The sequence below is a fragment of the Paenibacillus lutrae genome, assembly GCF_009757775.1.
In the GTDB taxonomy this organism is placed as follows: domain Bacteria; phylum Bacillota; class Bacilli; order Paenibacillales; family NBRC-103111; genus Paenibacillus_F; species Paenibacillus_F lutrae.
The window spans coordinates 431,430-447,546 of the sequence record NZ_RHLK01000003.1; the positions used below are offsets into that span (position 1 = coordinate 431,430).

Below are 16,117 nucleotides of genomic sequence, written 5' to 3' on the forward strand. Positions count from 1 at the left end.
CCCTTTCATGCCCGTTAAGGGATGAAAGGGTGCTTCTTTCAGTACTGCCGGCCTGCTTTCGCAGCATTAATCGCCGCGGAAAGCCTTGCGCATCTTATCAAAGAACGACTCCTGGTGTTCTTTGGTATCCTCTCCGCTCATCTTGGCGAAATCACGGAGCAGATCTTTCTGTTCGTCTGTCAGATTCTTCGGTGTGACGATGACGACTCTCACGTGCTGATCGCCCTGTCCGTAGCCGCGAAGCTTCGGTACACCTTTGCCGCGAAGACGGAAATACGTACCGGTATCCGTGCCCGCTGGAATCTTCAGCTTCACTTTCTCTGTCAGCGTCGGCACTTCGACTTCAGCGCCAAGCGCCGCCTGCACGAAGGTCAACGGCATATCGAGATAGATGTCGTCATCGCGGCGCTCGAAATATTCGTGCGCTTTGACATGAATCACGACATACAGATCCCCTGACGGACCGCCGCGTGTACCGCTTTCGCCTTCGCCGCTTACACGCAGCTGTGCGCCGTCGTCCACGCCTGCCGGAATTTTGATGTGTATTTTGCGCTGCTTCTTAATTTTGCCTGATCCGCCGCAATCGCTGCATTTATGGCGGATGGTTTTGCCTTGCCCGTTACAGTTGGAGCAAGGACGGCGGTTTACAATACGGCCAAACGGCGTATTCTGAACCACTTCCTGCTGACCCGAACCCGAACAGACCGTACAAGTCTCCGGCTTAGTGCCCGGTTTGGCTCCTGAACCGGAACACTTATCGCAATCTTCGGTACGCGGAATCTGCAAATCCAGTTCCTTGCCGAATACCGCCTCTTTGAACTCAATTTGCAGGTTATACTGCAAGTCGCTTCCCCGCTGCGGAGCATTCGGATTCCGGCGCCCGCCTCCGCCGCCGAAGAACATATCAAAGATATCACCGAAACCGCCGCCGCCAAAGTCAGCGCCGCCGCCCATGCCCTGATTCGGATCTACATGTCCGAAACGGTCATAGGTTGATCTTTTCTGATCATCGCTGAGTATGTCATAGGCTTCTTTCGCTTCTTTAAACTTCGTTTCTGCATCATCCGCTTTATTAACATCCGGATGGTACTGACGCGCCAATTTACGGTAAGCTTTCTTAACATCTTCCGCAGACGCGTCTTTACTGACGCCCAACACTTCGTAATAGTCCCGTTTACTCATGCTCCACCCCCACTAAAACGTACCCGACTCCGCAGCGCCCTAACACAGGGAAAGTCAAAGCCGTCAAGACGGCTTTGACTTCTCTTCTGTAATAGACGTTCTACGCCGCGGTTTACTTCTTGTCTTCGTCTACAACTTCGTAATCTGCGTCTACAACGTTGTCTTTCTTGCCTGCATCGGCTGCGCCGGCAGGTCCTGCACCTTGTTCTTGTTGAGCTGCTTGCTCATATAGTTTAACAGACAATTGCTGAACAATTTCAGTCAATTCTTCAGTCGCAGCTTTGATCGTTTCCAGATCATTGCCTTCCAGCGCCTGTTTCACTTTTTCTTTTGCGGCATTGGTTTTGTCGATTTCGGCCTGGTCCACTTTATCTCCCAGATCCTTGATCACTTTGTCAGCGGAGTACACCAGCTGGTCGGCTCCGTTGCGAACTTCAACGAGTTCTTTACGGAGACGGTCTTCTTCAGCATGAGCCTCTGCATCCTTCATCATTTTATCGATTTCATCGTCGCTCAGGCCGCTTGAAGATGTGATCGTAATTTTCTGGCTCTTACCCGTTCCCTTATCAAGAGCCGATACATTTACGATACCGTTGGCATCGATATCGAAGGTAACTTCGACTTGCGGAATGCCGCGCGGTGCCGGAGGAATATCTCCAAGCATGAAGCGTCCGAGTGTTTTGTTGTCATTAGCCATTGCGCGTTCGCCTTGCAGAACGTGAATTTCTACGCTCGTCTGGTTATCCGCATAGGTCGTGTATACTTGCGATTTGCTGGTCGGAATGGTCGTGTTGCGGTCGATCATCTTCGTGAACACGCCGCCCGCCGTTTCGATACCGAGGGACAGAGGCGTTACGTCCAGCAGGACAACGTCTTTGACGTCGCCAGTCAGAACGCCGGCTTGAACAGCAGCGCCCAGGGCAACTACTTCATCCGGATTCACGCCTTTGTGCGGATCTTTGCCGATCAGTTTCTTAACAGCTTCCACTACAGCCGGGATACGTGTCGAACCGCCGACAAGAACAACCTTGTCAATCTGGTTCGGGGATAATCCAGCGTCACTGAGCGCTTGACGAGTAGGTCCGAGTGTTCTCTCCACGAGTCCAGCGGACAATTCTTCGAACTTCGCACGAGTCAGGTTAAGCTCCAAGTGCTGCGGCACGCCGTCTACCACTGTAATGAACGGCAGAGAGATCGTTGTTGTAAGAACACCGGAAAGCTCTTTCTTCGCTTTCTCCGCAGCATCCTTCAAACGCTGTACAGCCGCTTTGTCCTTGCTGAGGTCAATTCCGTGCTCTTTTTTAAATTCGCTTGACAAGTAGTCGATGATGACTTGGTCAAAATCATCTCCGCCCAGGCTGTTGTCGCCGCTTGTCGCTTTTACTTCGAAGAAGCCGTCGCCGAGCTCGAGGATGGATACGTCGAACGTACCGCCACCCAGGTCATAGACCAGAATTGTCTGATCTTCGGATTTCTCCATACCGTAAGCAAGTGCAGCCGCTGTAGGCTCATTGACAATACGCAGAACTTCCAGACCTGCAATTTTACCCGCGTCTTTAGTAGCTTGACGCTGGCTGTCGTTGAAATAAGCAGGTACCGTAATAACGGCTTGCGTTACCGTAGTGCCCAGATAGGCTTCCGCATCGGCTTTAAGCTTCTGCAGGATGATGGCGGAGATTTCTTGCGGCGTGAAGTCATTGCCGTCGATCGTTTCCTTGTGGTTCGTACCCATGTGACGCTTGATGGACATAACTGTACGATCCGGGTTCGTAATAGACTGGCGTTTAGCCGTCTCACCGACAACACGTTCGCCGTCTTTCTTAAAACCTACAACGGACGGGGTTGTACGATTGCCTTCCGGGTTAGGAATAACGACTGCCTCGCCGCCTTCCATAACAGCTACGCAAGAGTTGGTGGTTCCTAAGTCAATACCGATTACTTTACTCATGATAAACGAAGTCCTCCTTATAGGGTCATGTGTAGATCTATGTTAAACCGGTGGGCGGGATGTAGTCGGTCTATATTACACGCTCACTTTAACCATGGTCGGACGAATGACCCGGTCCTTGAGCATGTAACCTTTCTGCATCTCTTCCACTACGATTCCTTCTTCATACTCTTCGGTTTCCACCTGCATAACTGCCTGATGGAACTCCGGATTAAACGGCTGGCCTACGGCCTGGATTGGCGTAAGACCTTCCTGGGTCATTAATTGCTCCAGCTGGCGATACACCATCTCAATCCCTTTGGCCAAGGCTTCGAAATCTTGTGTTTCCCGGCTGGAAAGAAGGGCGCGGTCAAAGTTATCGATAACCGGCAGCAGCTGCTCAATCAGCTTCAAAGAAGCGTATTTCGCAAACTCTTCCTTCTCCTGTCTGGAACGGCGGCGGAAATTATCGAAATCGGCTTGCGTACGCAAAAGGCGCTGCTGATTCTCCTCTGCCTGAACGCGAAGTTCCTGCAGTTCGGCATCGCGAGCCGAGGTTTGTTCACCGTCTTGCTGGGCAGCTTCTTGTCCAGTACCTGCCTCATCAGCCGATTCCGCGTATCCCGCTTCATATGTAGCTTCTGTTTCTGCGGCGTCGGTATTCGGATGGTTATTCTTCGTTTCTTCGGTACTCACTTGTCGTGTTCACCTCCTTAAAAGAGTGGACGGCTGGCTCCAGCCGGACCACGCTTAAGTTTACCCCTAAGGGAATCTGCATAAACCGGCGTCTGCCCGTATTATTTATACCAGCGCGAAAGCAGCACTTCCATATTGGAAGACAGATGCTCCAGCAGTCTGATGACTTTGGCATATTCCATCCGGGTCGGACCCAAGATCCCGATCGTCCCGAGCGGTTTGTCGTCAAAGGCATACGTAGCGGTAATAAGACTGCAATCATTCATAGCGGCTAGACTGTTCTCAGAGCCGATCTTAATTTGCAGACCATTGGGCGATGAGGTCACTAATTTGAAAATAACCGGCGTCTGCTCCAGCAAATCCAAAATGCTTTTCACCTTATCCACGTCCTTGAACTCGGGCTGGGTCAACATATTGGTCGTTCCGCTCAAGAAGATGCGGTCCTTCTCATCGTTCTCCAGTACGCTTTCAACCATGGCCAGCAATTCATAATAACCGGAGGCATATTTGTTCAGCTCATCGGCTACTTCCGTATACAGCTTCGACTTGAACTGCAGAAGCGGCACTCCTTTGAGCCTAGCATTCAGAAGGTTGACCACCTTCTCGATTTCAGCTACGGGTATTCCCGGAGGAATCGGGACTGTCTTGTTCTCCACATGCCCCGTATTCGTTACGATAATGGCAACCGCGGTCGTGTCGCTAATCGGAATGATCTGCAAATGCTTCAGCGTATTCGTAAACACTTCGGGTCCAAGGACGATGGATGTGTAGTTCGTCAGACCCGATAGCATATTGGCCGTATGCTGGATCACTTCTTCCATAGCCTGGAGTTTCTCGGCAAAGAAGCGCTTGACCGTCTCTACTTCGTGGGCATCCAGAGAGCCATGTTGCACAAGATGATCGACGTAATAGCGGTAACCCTTGTGAGAAGGAATACGGCCGGCGGACGTATGAGGCTGCTCCAGGAAGCCCATCTCCTCGAGATCCGACATTTCATTGCGGATCGTCGCGGGGCTGAACCCTACATCACCGCGTTTGGAAATACTGCGCGAGCCAATGGGTTCTGCAGAACGTATATAATCATCGACTATGGCGGTTAAAATCATCTGTTGACGCTCTGTTAGCACAGGTAACTCCTCCTTCTCCTCTTTGGATTGTACACGCTACGCACGCCTAACCGGAACGTCCGGCTGTTGTCCGTTCGTTAGCACTCAACCTTAGCGAGTGCTAAATCATAATACAAAAATAACAGACCTCTCGGTCTGTTGTCAAGTCAATCGAGCTCTCTAAGTACAGCAATTTCGTCACAGCAGTATTGCTTTTTGCAGTGCATGCAGTCAGTCCACACTTTTTCGGGAAAAATATGTTTGGGTACAATGGTGAATCCGTTCTTCTGAAAAAACCGCACCTCGTATGTCAGCGCCATGACTTTGGTAATATTCTGATCTCTCGCTTCTTCCAGCAGACAATCGACGAGCTTCGAACCGACGCCCTTGCCCTTGTAATCTTCCGATACGCCGAGAGACCGGATCTCCACGAGATTCGCTCCCAGTTTAGTAAGTGAGCCGCAGCCGATCAGGACCCCTTCATCTACCGCGACAACAAAGGAATCCAGCTGCTGCTGTACCATCTCTCTGCTGCGGGGAAGCATAATTCCTTGGCTCGCATATCCCTGTATCATTTCTACTAATTCATCCACATCAACTTCGTTTGCTTTGCGGCAAGCTATCGTCATCGCTACTCCCACCATTTCGTGCTGAAAAGTAAAAAAACACCTGTACGAATCATACATAGCCGTATGTTTATTGAATAAATATACATCAGCTTGCATAATCGCACAAGTGGCATTTTACATAAAATTCATTTAAAACGGCGTGTTATCCCCATTGGATCTAAAGAAAGGCGGCGAATACATCATTGCCGAACAAGATCCCCCGCTCAGTAAGCCGGAGCCTATCCCCCGCAATTTCCAGCAGTCCTTTGGATGTGAGGCTTGTGACGATGGGCCCGAATTTTTCTTCTATAGAAATACCGAACTGAGCGCGGAAGTCCTCGTCTCTGACGCCTTCCAGCAATCTCAGCCCAACCATCATGAAATCCTCCATAGCCTCTTCACGGGTAACCTCGAAGCGTTCCAGATGAGGCATCGCTTCTTTGGTCTTATTTATATAAGGCTGAACGCCTTTAATGTTGACATGCCGGAAGCCGCCTGCGTAGCCGTGCGCTCCGGCGCCGAGCCCGTAGTAAGGCTCATTGCGCCAGTAAGTGCGGTTATGCCGGCTCTCATAGCCCGGCTTGGCGAAATTGCTGATCTCATACATTTCGTACCCCGCCTGCTTCAGGCGGCGCATAATGAGCAGATACATCTCCAGCTCCTCATCTTCACTCGGCAGCGGAAGCTGGTTCTTGTTATACATCGTATGGAAAAGCGTATTCTCTTCCACTTTCAGGCTGTATATGGAATAATGCTTGAGATCGAGTGCAAGTGCTTCATCCAGAGTCTTCTGCATGATTTCGGGAGTCTGCTTAGGCAGGCCGAACATCAGATCGATCGACATGTTGTCAAAACCAAGCTTTGCCGCATTCTCCAGACTCCGGTAGACATCATCCGTGTTGTGAATGCGTCCGATTGTCTCCAGCAGTGCGTTATCGAAAGACTGGACACCGAACGAAATCCGGTTGACACCCCCCTCTTTCATCGCAGCAAGCTTCTCCAGATCGGTCGTCCCCGGATTAGCCTCCATCGAGAACTCCAGCTCAGCCTGGCGCTCGGGAAAATACGTCCGCACCAGTTTGAGGAAATGGGCCATCTGATCCGGAAGCAGAACAGTAGGTGTCCCTCCGCCGACGAAAATCGTTTCAATTTCTCCGGGCGGCATTGATTTCACCGTAAGCTCCATCTCGCGTTCAAGCCCGTCCAGATAATCCATAACAGGCTGGCCTTTAAGGACGTAAGAGTTAAAATCACAGTAATAGCATTTATTCGTACAGAACGGAATATGGATATAAACCGCCTTTGGGGCGGAATAAAGTGGTTTCATTGCGGGTTGTTCCTTTCCAGTCAAGGTCCGGCTGAAGCCGTTCCTTCATTGTACTACAAAAGTAGGCAAGATCGAAGTCAGGGATGCTTTGCTTTGCGTCATTCCAATAAAAATAGGAGCACTAGGCTCCTATTTAAGCTGCTGTTACAGCAGGTTTAGTTGTCGTCGATTTTGAGAACCGCCATGAACGCTTCCTGCGGCACTTCAACGCTGCCGACCTGCTTCATGCGTTTCTTACCTTCCTTCTGCTTCTCCAGAAGTTTCCGTTTACGCGAGATATCGCCGCCATAACATTTGGCAAGAACGTTCTTGCGCATCGCTTTGACCGTCTCGCGGGAAATAATCTTCTGTCCGATTGCAGCCTGAATCGGCACCTCGAACATTTGCCGAGGAATGAGCTCTTTGAGCTTCTCGCATATAATGCGGCCGCGGTTATAGGCGCTGTCGCGGTGTACGATGAAGGACAAAGCATCAACCTGTTCGGCATTCAGCATGATGTCCATTTTGACGAGATTCGATTTCTTATAGCCCGAGATCTCGTAATCAAAGGAAGCATACCCTTTGGTTCGCGATTTCAGCAAATCGAAGAAGTCATATACAATCTCGGCGAGCGGGATATTGTAAGACAGTGTCACCCGGTTCGTATCCAGGTACTCCATGTTCAGAAACTCTCCGCGCTTGTTCTGGCAAAGATCCATAATCGCTCCGACATAGTCATTGGGCACAATTACAGACGCCTTGACATAGGGCTCCTCTACGAAATCAATACGCTGAGGGTCCGGATAGTTCGAAGGGTTGTCAATTTCAACCACATCACCGTTGGTCATGGTTATCCGGTAAATAACGCTTGGCGCGGTCGTGATGAGCGGAATGTTAAATTCACGTTCAATCCGTTCCTGGATGATCTCCATATGGAGAAGTCCCAGGAATCCGCAGCGGTAGCCGAAGCCAAGCGCTGTAGAAGTCTCCGGCTCATACGTAAGCGAAGCATCGTTGAGCTCCAGCTTCTCAAGCGCATCGCGGAGATCATTGTAGTCCGAGGTCTCGATCGGATACAATCCGCAGAATACCATCGGGTTGATCTTGCGGTAACCCGGCAGCGGTTCGAGCGCCGGTTTGGCGGCATTGGTGACGGTATCACCGACACGCGTGTCGCCGACCGTCTTGATGCCTGCCACGATAAAACCGACATCGCCCACATGAAGCTCGTTGACGATGGTCATCCGAGGCATGAAAGCACCGACCTCGATGACTTCAAATGTTTTACCGGTTGCCATCATTTTGATTTTGGAACCTGTCTTGATGGAGCCGTCAACGACACGCACGTACATAATGACGCCTTTGTACGGATCGTAATGCGAGTCAAAAATAAGCGCTTTGAGAGGCTCGTCAGGGTCACCCTGCGGAGCCGGTACTTTCTGGCATACCTGCTCCAGAATTTCCTTGATGCCGATGCCCGCCTTGGCGGAAGCCAGAACGGCATCGCTCGCGTCGAGGCCGATAACATCCTCCACCTCTTGCTTGACGCGCTCCGGGTCTGCACTCGGCAGATCAATTTTATTGATAACCGGCAGAATCTCAAGGTTATTGTCCAAAGCCAAATAGACGTTAGCCAGTGTCTGGGCTTCGATACCTTGGGCGGCGTCTACCACAAGCAGGGCGCCTTCGCATGCGGCAAGACTCCGGGATACTTCATAGGTGAAATCCACATGTCCCGGGGTATCGATAAGATTCAGGATATACTCTTGCCCGTCGTCGGCTTTGTAGTTCAACCTGACGGCCTGGAGCTTGATGGTAATACCCCGTTCCCGTTCAAGATCCATCTGGTCCAGAACCTGCTCCTGCATCTCACGGGACGACAAAGCCCCGGTAAATTCCAGAATACGGTCTGCCAGCGTTGATTTACCGTGATCAATATGCGCGATAATCGAAAAGTTTCGAATTTGTTGTTGTCTTTGGCGAATGTCCGTCATGCCTAACCCCCACACAGTTACATACAGTATCTTTTATTATATCAGTCCAGAGGTTCGGCGGCAATGCTTATCCGTTTACATCGTGCATATACAGGGATTACACCCATTAAATCGGGGGTTTCCTCCTATTTCACTACCCATTCGAACAAAGAAACGACACCATCCATACCGGACTGGGCGGTTATTTCCAGCAGATCGCCAAGCTTGTTGCCAAGATGGTTCATAGAGCCGATTTCTTCCGGTCCGCCCGATGTGATCGGACGCGGCGCCGGCGGCTCAGGCTTCGGGCTTGGCTGCTCTGCAGCCCCGTTTCCTTGCGGAGCGCGGCTGTCCTCCCCTGTCCGGGCATCCGAACCGGCCGGTCTTTCGCTGCGTGTGCCTGCGGGGCTGGCCGCCGCCGGTACGCCGCCACGGGGCAGGGCCCTGACGGCCGTCTCTCCGGCAGGAGGACTTCCATCCGCAGATGGACCCGTAAGCCCGCCTGCGGCAGATGAGACAGGCCTGTCCGCGCCGCTCTCCGGCCCTTCAATCCGGTTCATGCCGCGGGAAGCCAGATCGACTCCGAACATGACGCAGAAACTCAGCACAATCCCATACATAAACAGCTTCCAATACCAGCGCGGCATGTTCAGCCCTCCCGTCTTTGTTCCTGCTCATCAGGAATCAAGATTTTTTACCTGCCGGAGCCGTCACTTTCTCCGCATCCATGATAACTTCCGAGATGGATTTGGCGAGCAGCTCCGCAGTCCGGTAGCACTCTTCCAAGGTGTTGTAAGGTCCGCCGATTTCGACAAGCACACTGTTCGGGGAAAAATTCTGATTGTATACGCCGTTCACTTCATGTCCCGCTTTAGCGTGAATACCTTTGGAAATTCCGGGCATCTTGCCTTCTAAGATGTCATGAATTTTACCGGCAAAACTCTCATTCTCTTTCCAATTCGGATTCTCGCCACCGAGAATAAAATAAACCTGGGCGTAATCTTTTCCATTCAGACTGACCGTTGTGCGCTTTCTTTCCTGGGAGTCGCGGTGAATGTCGAAGTAGAACTTGAGGTCCGGATGCTTGCCCGCGGCCGCTTCAAGCGTCTTCAAGGAATACTTGTACGAGTACGCATATTTGAAATCCTTGACGGTGCTCGGATAGATCGAATCGGAATGAACCGCCCCGACGCCCTCCTTCTCCAAATATTCCGCAAGCTTCTTACCGACCAGCGTAATGTTGGTTTTGGCATCGTACGCCTTATCCGGGTCCGTCACTCCCTTAAGCTCCGGCAGAAACGATTCGTTGCTGTGAGACTGGTAGATAAAAGCTACGTTGCGTCCGGGCCCCTTCGGCTTATCATCTCCCGCTGCCGGAGTCGGCGCCGGAGCCGGTTTAGACGGCGGTTCCGATGAAGCCGCGCCCCCTGTGTTCCCGTTCACAACGCCCTCAGCGGGCGTATACTCGACCGGTCCGCTGCCGTCGCTGTCTTTGCCCGTGCGCAGCACGGTGCTTTTCTCCGCCTTCAGACCGGGCACTTCCTGGGCAATCAGACTTTTGGGGTCGCCGGGATTAATATCGGTCAGGAAGCGGACGGCGAAGCTCATCATATTCTGCTGGGAAAAAGTGAATTTCCGGTGATCGCTTCTGAGATGCGGCACCTCTAACCCCAGCATATCCAGAAAAAACTGATTGGAAACCGAGGCTGCCAGTCCTTTCATCGAAGAGACGGGTGAAGTGGACAGCCGGGATTGCAGCATGCTTCCGATACCAAGCAAAACAAACAAAACCAACGTACACAAACTGAGGGAAACTGCGGTTTTTCCTATGATTCCGGCACTTTGAAACGTATGGCGAATTTTGCTGAGATTGAAGGTAACGTCTGTTCTTTTCATGGGGATTCCTCCTGGCATTTGGGCTGGTACCTGTCCGGTTTCAATGATCCGCTTCGTGCGGAAGTGAATCTATCTACTCCCAATCTATGAGCCCGTCCCTTTCGCTAGAACCACTTTTCCCATGAAAATTAGCTGTGCTGCCACGTTAGACCGCAATCTATCAGATTAAATCCGTGCCCGGCTATTGCTTGTGGAATTGCAAAATACCCGAGGACTGCCGGTGAGCCGAATCTCATACAAAAAAGAGTATCCGGCACTGCGGTCAGCAGTACGGGATACTCCTAGAGGCAGCGGGGCTCCGCGATTAATGCGTATAAGCCGCCACGTTGTTCGTATCTACCGCATCATGCAGAGCCGCGTTGAGACCCGATGCGATAATATTCGCGATATCTTCGATAAACTCGTCAATTTCCTTCGGGGTCACAAGAAGATCATGGCCGAGCGGGTTCAGTACTTCCCTCACGAGAGCCAGACGTTCCTGCTCCGGCAAATCATCCAGCATGCCGAGGATATCTTGCGTATTGGAAGTCTGCGAACGGAAATATTGCTGCATCATATCAATGCACGAATTGACAATGGATGAGGCATACACAACTGTCGGCACGCCGATAGCGATGACCGGGACACCGAGCGTCTCGAACGTGAGGCCTCTTCGCTTATTGCCGATCCCCGAGCCAGGATTGATTCCCGTGTCTGCAATCTGAATCGTCGTATTCACTCTCTCCAGAGCCTGGGAAGCGAGCGCATCCACTGCGATAATCAGATCCGGGCGCGATTTGTTCACAATGCCCTCGACGATCTCGCTGCTCTCGATTCCTGTCGTGCCCAGCACGCCAGGCGCAACCGCACTGACCGGCCGGTAACCGGGACTAACTTGTCCGGGCATCAACTCGAAGTAATGCCGCGTGACCAGGATGTTCTCTACGACAAGCGGTCCGAGTGCATCCGGTGTCACGTTCCAGTTCCCCAGCCCTACAACCAGTATTTTGGAATCCGGCGTAATCCCGGCCTGCTGCAGATACTGCTCGAAGACTTGGGCGAATTTTGTAGCTACGCGGTCCTGCAGCTGGGAATCCTTCTTGCGAAGCTCCGGCACTTCAATCGTCAGATACCGTCCCGGCATTTTGCCGATTGCACGCGCCCCTTCATCTGTAGTAACCTGAATGTTCGTGATCCGAATACCGCTATCTTCAGTTATCTCCGAAATAACTCCCGGTATTTCCGTGCTTCTTCTTGCTTCCGCCACCAAGTCTCTGGCTTCAAGCGCCAGATCGGTTCTGACGGTATAGGCGCTAAGATCCGCCATTGATCATTCCTCCTGTTACGGGCTCCAGCCCTCTCGCGTGCTTATAGTGTACGGATGCCGGTCAGAAATTATTCAATATTCCTACCGGAAACGGGCAGTTTCGCACTCTCCGGAAAGCTAGATAGAAGCTATTGATTTTTAAAAGTAGCCGTGTTAAACTACATAGAGTTGTCAACAATCATGGAAAACGTTCGATTGTGTACCTGAAGTAGGAGGTGAATGTCAATGCCAAACATCAAATCCGCGATCAAAAGAGTTAAAGTAAGTGAGAAACGTCGCCTGCGCAATGCTTCCGACAAGTCCGCTCTTCGTACAGCTGTTAAAGCTTTCGAAACGACGGTTGCCAGCAATAACGTAGAATCCGCTAAAGAAGCTCTGATCAACGCGTCCAAGAAATTGGACAAAGCAGCTTCCAAAGGATTAATCCATAAAAATGCCGCTAGCCGCAAGAAGTCCCGTTTAGCGAAGAAGCTTAACGCTCTTTCCGCACAAGGCTAATAAGCATTACCTACACATAGGTGACGAGAAGACCGGATTCCTCAAGGGATCCGGTCTTTTTTAATTTCTTCCCGTGTTAAGCAGCAGGCAATAATAATAATTTAAGAAAGAAGGATTAGAATGAGCAAATCCTCCATCAGGAAATGCCTTACACTTCTGGGCACCTTATTATTCGCCACGGGTCTGGCCTTCATAATTATAAAGGAATTTATTCCTTATAGAACTATCAGTATTATTGGAATGATTGCGGGCATCATTCTCATTCTTATCTCTAACTTGTACAGAGAAAAAAGAAGCGGGGACTAAACCCGCTTCTTTGCTCAAGCATTTATATAACAGTCGATCCTAATCCAACATCGTACATACGCTTCGGGACATACTCCATTCCATTAACCCGTAAACCGCCGCACACAACCCTGATTATAGGCTATCAGGTCCTCGTCCGTTTAAAAAAGGATCGACTGCAAGTATGCAGTACATGGTACACCCTATACCGCCAGGCCCAGCAGAAATAGCTCTAATCCGAGCACCTTATCGATTCCTCCGCTTTTCATTTTAAAATCCAAATCCGAGAGCTGGGAAATGATGCGGCTCAGCTTCTCCGTATCATAGGCTCTTGCCTGCCCTTCCGCCACCTTTACAGCGTAGGGATGAAGGCCAAGTTGTCCGGCTATCTGCTGATGGGAATAACTCTGTTTGCTGAGTTCTTTTACCTGAAGCATAATGCGGAACTGCCGGGCCATCAGCATGACAATTTTGATGGGTTCTTCTCTCTGCTTAAGCAGCTCCTCCAGCAGAGCAAAAGCCTTGTCGAGACGAAGCTGCACGACCTGCTCGATCAGAATGAATACATTCTGTTCGGTGCTTCGGACGACTAGCGCTTCAATCAGTTCTTCCGTGACCGTTCCGCCACGCCCGACATTCAGTGCAATCTTCTCCATCTCGGCCGCTAAAGTCTGCAGATGGCCTCCGGTATACAGAACAAGCTGCTCGGCGGCCCGATCGGTCAAAGTCACATCTTCTCGCTTGGCCTCCCGGCGCACCCACTGCTGGAGCTCCTCCGCTGTTAACGGCAGGCAGGGTACCAGTACATTCTTCTCTTTAAGGAGCTTCACGATCTTCTTCCGCTCATCCAGCTTGTCCGCCTGGACCATGAAAATAAGCACCGTATAGTCAACAGGCGACTGAAGATATTCGGTCAGACGATCAAGCTGATGCTCGACCTTTCCGCTATCTTTGCTTCCTGTAAAAAACTGCGCATTGCCTGCCGTAATTAATTTGCGCGGGACCATGAACGGAAGTGTCTCCGCATCCGCTATAACATTCTGGACAGAAGTCTCTGTCAAATCATATTTGCTGACCGCAAAGTCACGATGCTCCGGCTCGATCATTTTATCTGAAATTCTCCGTATAAACTGCCGGATCAGGTACGACTCGCTTCCGTAACATACATAAACCGGCTCGAACCGGCCTTCGTCTATTTGCTTTAATGCCTGTTTGTAATCCATCTTTTCGTTCTCCTCTTCGGTATCCCTTCCCCCATCTTACCAATGACAAAGGGATTACGTCAAAACGGTTTCCCGTCTTGCCGTAATCCCTGTGCCCGAGCAGAAGAAGAACATGCTGCCTCCGCATACAACCGTTTGGAAGGCATCTATTTGAACACGGAAAAAAAGCTCTAGAAACTTTTAATCCCGTGGCTGTCATGATGCTTAGCACCCATATCTCTTCTGATCTCCGTGCATTGTTTGGAGTGCCTTGTTAATTCAGCATACGCACAATCGAATGAATGGTGCGCGTCCAAAAAAAAGAAGCACACTCTATTGAGTGCGCTCCTGCTTTGTTTTGAGGGATACAATAAAGATTTGCTGCTGATCGCCGCTTGTGACCTGATAAGTTAACTCATCGTTGCCTTTCCAGCCCACTATCTTAACGGCATCCGTTTCTTTCCACTGTTTATCCGAAACGTACACGGAAGTTCCGCTGACTGTAAGAATGGTTAACCGGCCCTCATCAAATGCAGCGGTTAATTTCTTATCCGGCGATAAACCGGCATTCTGCTGAACCGTCAGGGGAGTTCCCTTATCCGGCTCTTTGGTAGCGATTTGACCGCCGCCATCCGCTTCTCCTACAACAGGGGTAGAGCCGGGGGTAGGAACAGGTGTGGTCTGGCTGCCAGTGTCTTTAGAAATTCCTTTGTCCCCGTTATCATGAGTAACGGGAGGCGTTGGCGTAACCGCTGAACTAGGCGGCTGCGTTGTGACACTGCCGCCCGGTGACGCCTCATTAGCAGCCTTTGTACCCGATGACGTGCTGCCAGGAGTACCAACAGACTGGCCGGCATCTTTATCCGAGGAACGCGAATCCGGGGCTTTTACTCCGTTATCCGCTGGTACAGGTGATTCCTTAACGGAACCTGCCGTTGTCTGGGCAGGAGTGTCCGTGCTGGACTGTGCCGCCTTGTTCTTATCGCTATTCTGATCCGAAACCGCTGTAGATGAAGCATCCGGCGAGGGACTTGTTCTGATGTCCGACGATTTCTCGCTGGCGCCGAAAGGATTCAGCAACCCTTCCGCATCGGAACGAACCGGACCCTGCGCATTGAACGCAAAAAAACCAAGTACAAAACTGGCCGCTACTACACCACTCACGGTTTTCCATGAAACGGCGGCAGTTATCCGGCGCGTCCAAGGAAGCGGCTGCGGGGAACGATCATGGATATGTGAGAGACCGGCTGCCTCCTCGCGGCCTCCCTTCTTCAGCTCCTGATCCAGCTGCTCAAGCTGCGGCAGAATAGAATCGACAATACTGAACGAGGGTCTGACCTTCGGCAGGTTCTCAAGCTCCCTGGACAACATACGCAGCCGCTGCAGCATAGCGCCGCATTCCGGACACTGCTGTGTGTGCTGAGCCAGGCGCTGCCGCTCAAGATCATTTAAATCTCCATCAAGATCTCTCTGCATGAGCTCCTTCACCTCTTTGCAATTCATCCCCGTACACCTCCTTTCTGATAGTCTTGGAGTAACCCTTGAAGCTGTTGTCTCGCCCGAAACAAGTAAGATTTTACCGTGTTGAGCGGGAGTCCCAAACAGTCCGCAATCTCGTGATACGAGAAGTCCTGCAAATATCGCAAAACGACGACCGAACGGTGATGATCCGGAAGTTTCTCAATCGCATCTTTAATATCCTTAGCCAAGTATCCGATCATGACCTCGTCTTCAACGTCCCTGGGGGTAGTGAACGTCATTTCGTATTCATCAATCGATACGGTCGGCTTCGTCTTGCGGAATTTGTCGATACAGATATTCGTCACAATACGCTGCACCCATGTCTTGAAGAGAGCCTTCTCTTCGTAAGATTGGATTTTCGTATAAATACGAATCAGCGCTTCCTGCGATGCATCGAGGGCGTCCTGCTCATTACCAAGCAAATAATATGCCGTGCGGTAGACGTGGGTCTCAATTTCTCTCAATATTCCGACAAGCGCTTCCCGGTCACCCGATTGAGCCGCTTTTACCAGTTCGGGCGCTACCACAAGAATCCCCCTCTCCTGCAACTATACAGACGGTTTTATATTCATGAATGTTGCAACATATACATAAATTTAGGACTTTCATTC

At 51.0% G+C, this 16,117-nt stretch carries 14 protein-coding genes; 1 reads left to right on the forward strand and 13 read right to left on the reverse strand.

Features of this window, described 5'->3' with window-relative positions:
- Positions 1-66: 66 nt before the first annotated feature.
- From dnaJ to gpr, 10 genes are all read right to left on the reverse strand, one after another.
- The gene (gene dnaJ, locus EDM21_RS08005; RefSeq protein WP_157334464.1) at positions 67-1,182 is read right to left on the reverse strand and encodes a molecular chaperone DnaJ; all 1,116 of its coding nucleotides are present in this window, start codon (positions 1,180-1,182) and stop codon (positions 67-69) included.
- 112 nt (positions 1,183-1,294) lie between these two features.
- Positions 1,295-3,130 (reverse strand): molecular chaperone DnaK, encoded by a 1,836-nt coding sequence (gene dnaK, locus EDM21_RS08010; protein ID WP_157334465.1) that lies wholly within the window; start codon positions 3,128-3,130, stop codon positions 1,295-1,297.
- A 75-nt stretch (positions 3,131-3,205) separates the two neighbouring features.
- On the reverse strand, positions 3,206-3,805 hold the full coding sequence (gene grpE / locus EDM21_RS08015; protein ID WP_166541890.1) for a nucleotide exchange factor GrpE: 600 nt from the start codon (positions 3,803-3,805) through the stop codon (positions 3,206-3,208).
- A 101-nt stretch (positions 3,806-3,906) separates the two neighbouring features.
- Entirely contained in the window at positions 3,907-4,932 is a 1,026-nt protein-coding gene (gene hrcA, locus EDM21_RS08020; protein ID WP_166541891.1) for a heat-inducible transcriptional repressor HrcA, read from the reverse strand.
- Positions 4,933-5,078: 146 nt separating this feature from the next.
- Positions 5,079-5,540 carry an N-acetyltransferase gene (locus EDM21_RS08025; RefSeq protein ID WP_157334466.1) on the reverse strand — a complete coding sequence of 154 codons (462 nt, stop codon included), beginning with the start codon at positions 5,538-5,540 and terminating at the stop codon, positions 5,079-5,081.
- A 157-nt stretch (positions 5,541-5,697) separates the two neighbouring features.
- A complete protein-coding gene (hemW, locus tag EDM21_RS08030; protein ID WP_157334467.1) occupies positions 5,698-6,846 on the reverse strand; it encodes a radical SAM family heme chaperone HemW in 1,149 nt (382 codons plus the stop codon).
- A gap of 155 nt (positions 6,847-7,001) precedes the next feature.
- Positions 7,002-8,819 carry a translation elongation factor 4 gene (gene lepA, locus EDM21_RS08035; protein ID WP_157334468.1) on the reverse strand — a complete coding sequence of 606 codons (1,818 nt, stop codon included), beginning with the start codon at positions 8,817-8,819 and terminating at the stop codon, positions 7,002-7,004.
- A 125-nt stretch (positions 8,820-8,944) separates the two neighbouring features.
- On the reverse strand, positions 8,945-9,445 hold the full coding sequence (locus EDM21_RS08040) for a hypothetical protein (protein WP_157334470.1): 501 nt from the start codon (positions 9,443-9,445) through the stop codon (positions 8,945-8,947).
- A gap of 37 nt (positions 9,446-9,482) precedes the next feature.
- Positions 9,483-10,694 carry a stage II sporulation protein P gene (spoIIP, locus tag EDM21_RS08045; RefSeq protein ID WP_157334472.1) on the reverse strand — a complete coding sequence of 404 codons (1,212 nt, stop codon included), beginning with the start codon at positions 10,692-10,694 and terminating at the stop codon, positions 9,483-9,485.
- Between the two features lie 304 nt (positions 10,695-10,998).
- Positions 10,999-12,000, reverse strand: coding sequence for a GPR endopeptidase (gene gpr / locus EDM21_RS08050; RefSeq protein ID WP_157334474.1), 1,002 nt, complete (start codon positions 11,998-12,000; stop codon positions 10,999-11,001).
- Between the two features lie 225 nt (positions 12,001-12,225).
- Here gpr and rpsT point away from each other — a divergent pair, with 225 nt between their 5' ends.
- Positions 12,226-12,498, forward strand: coding sequence for a 30S ribosomal protein S20 (gene rpsT / locus EDM21_RS08055; RefSeq protein WP_068774327.1), 273 nt, complete (start codon positions 12,226-12,228; stop codon positions 12,496-12,498).
- A gap of 488 nt (positions 12,499-12,986) precedes the next feature.
- Here rpsT and holA read toward each other — a convergent pair whose 3' ends face one another.
- The 3 genes from holA to EDM21_RS08070 all read right to left on the reverse strand — a co-directional run bounded on the left by holA (position 12,987) and on the right by EDM21_RS08070 (position 16,033).
- The gene (gene holA, locus EDM21_RS08060; RefSeq protein ID WP_157334476.1) at positions 12,987-14,006 is read right to left on the reverse strand and encodes a DNA polymerase III subunit delta; all 1,020 of its coding nucleotides are present in this window, start codon (positions 14,004-14,006) and stop codon (positions 12,987-12,989) included.
- Positions 14,007-14,318: 312 nt separating this feature from the next.
- The gene (locus EDM21_RS08065) at positions 14,319-15,488 is read right to left on the reverse strand and encodes an anti-sigma factor (protein ID WP_157334477.1); all 1,170 of its coding nucleotides are present in this window, start codon (positions 15,486-15,488) and stop codon (positions 14,319-14,321) included.
- A complete protein-coding gene (locus tag EDM21_RS08070; RefSeq protein ID WP_068774323.1) occupies positions 15,485-16,033 on the reverse strand; it encodes an RNA polymerase sigma factor in 549 nt (182 codons plus the stop codon). The genes EDM21_RS08065 and EDM21_RS08070 overlap by 4 nt, the downstream gene beginning before the upstream one ends.
- Positions 16,034-16,117: the final 84 nt, after the last annotated feature.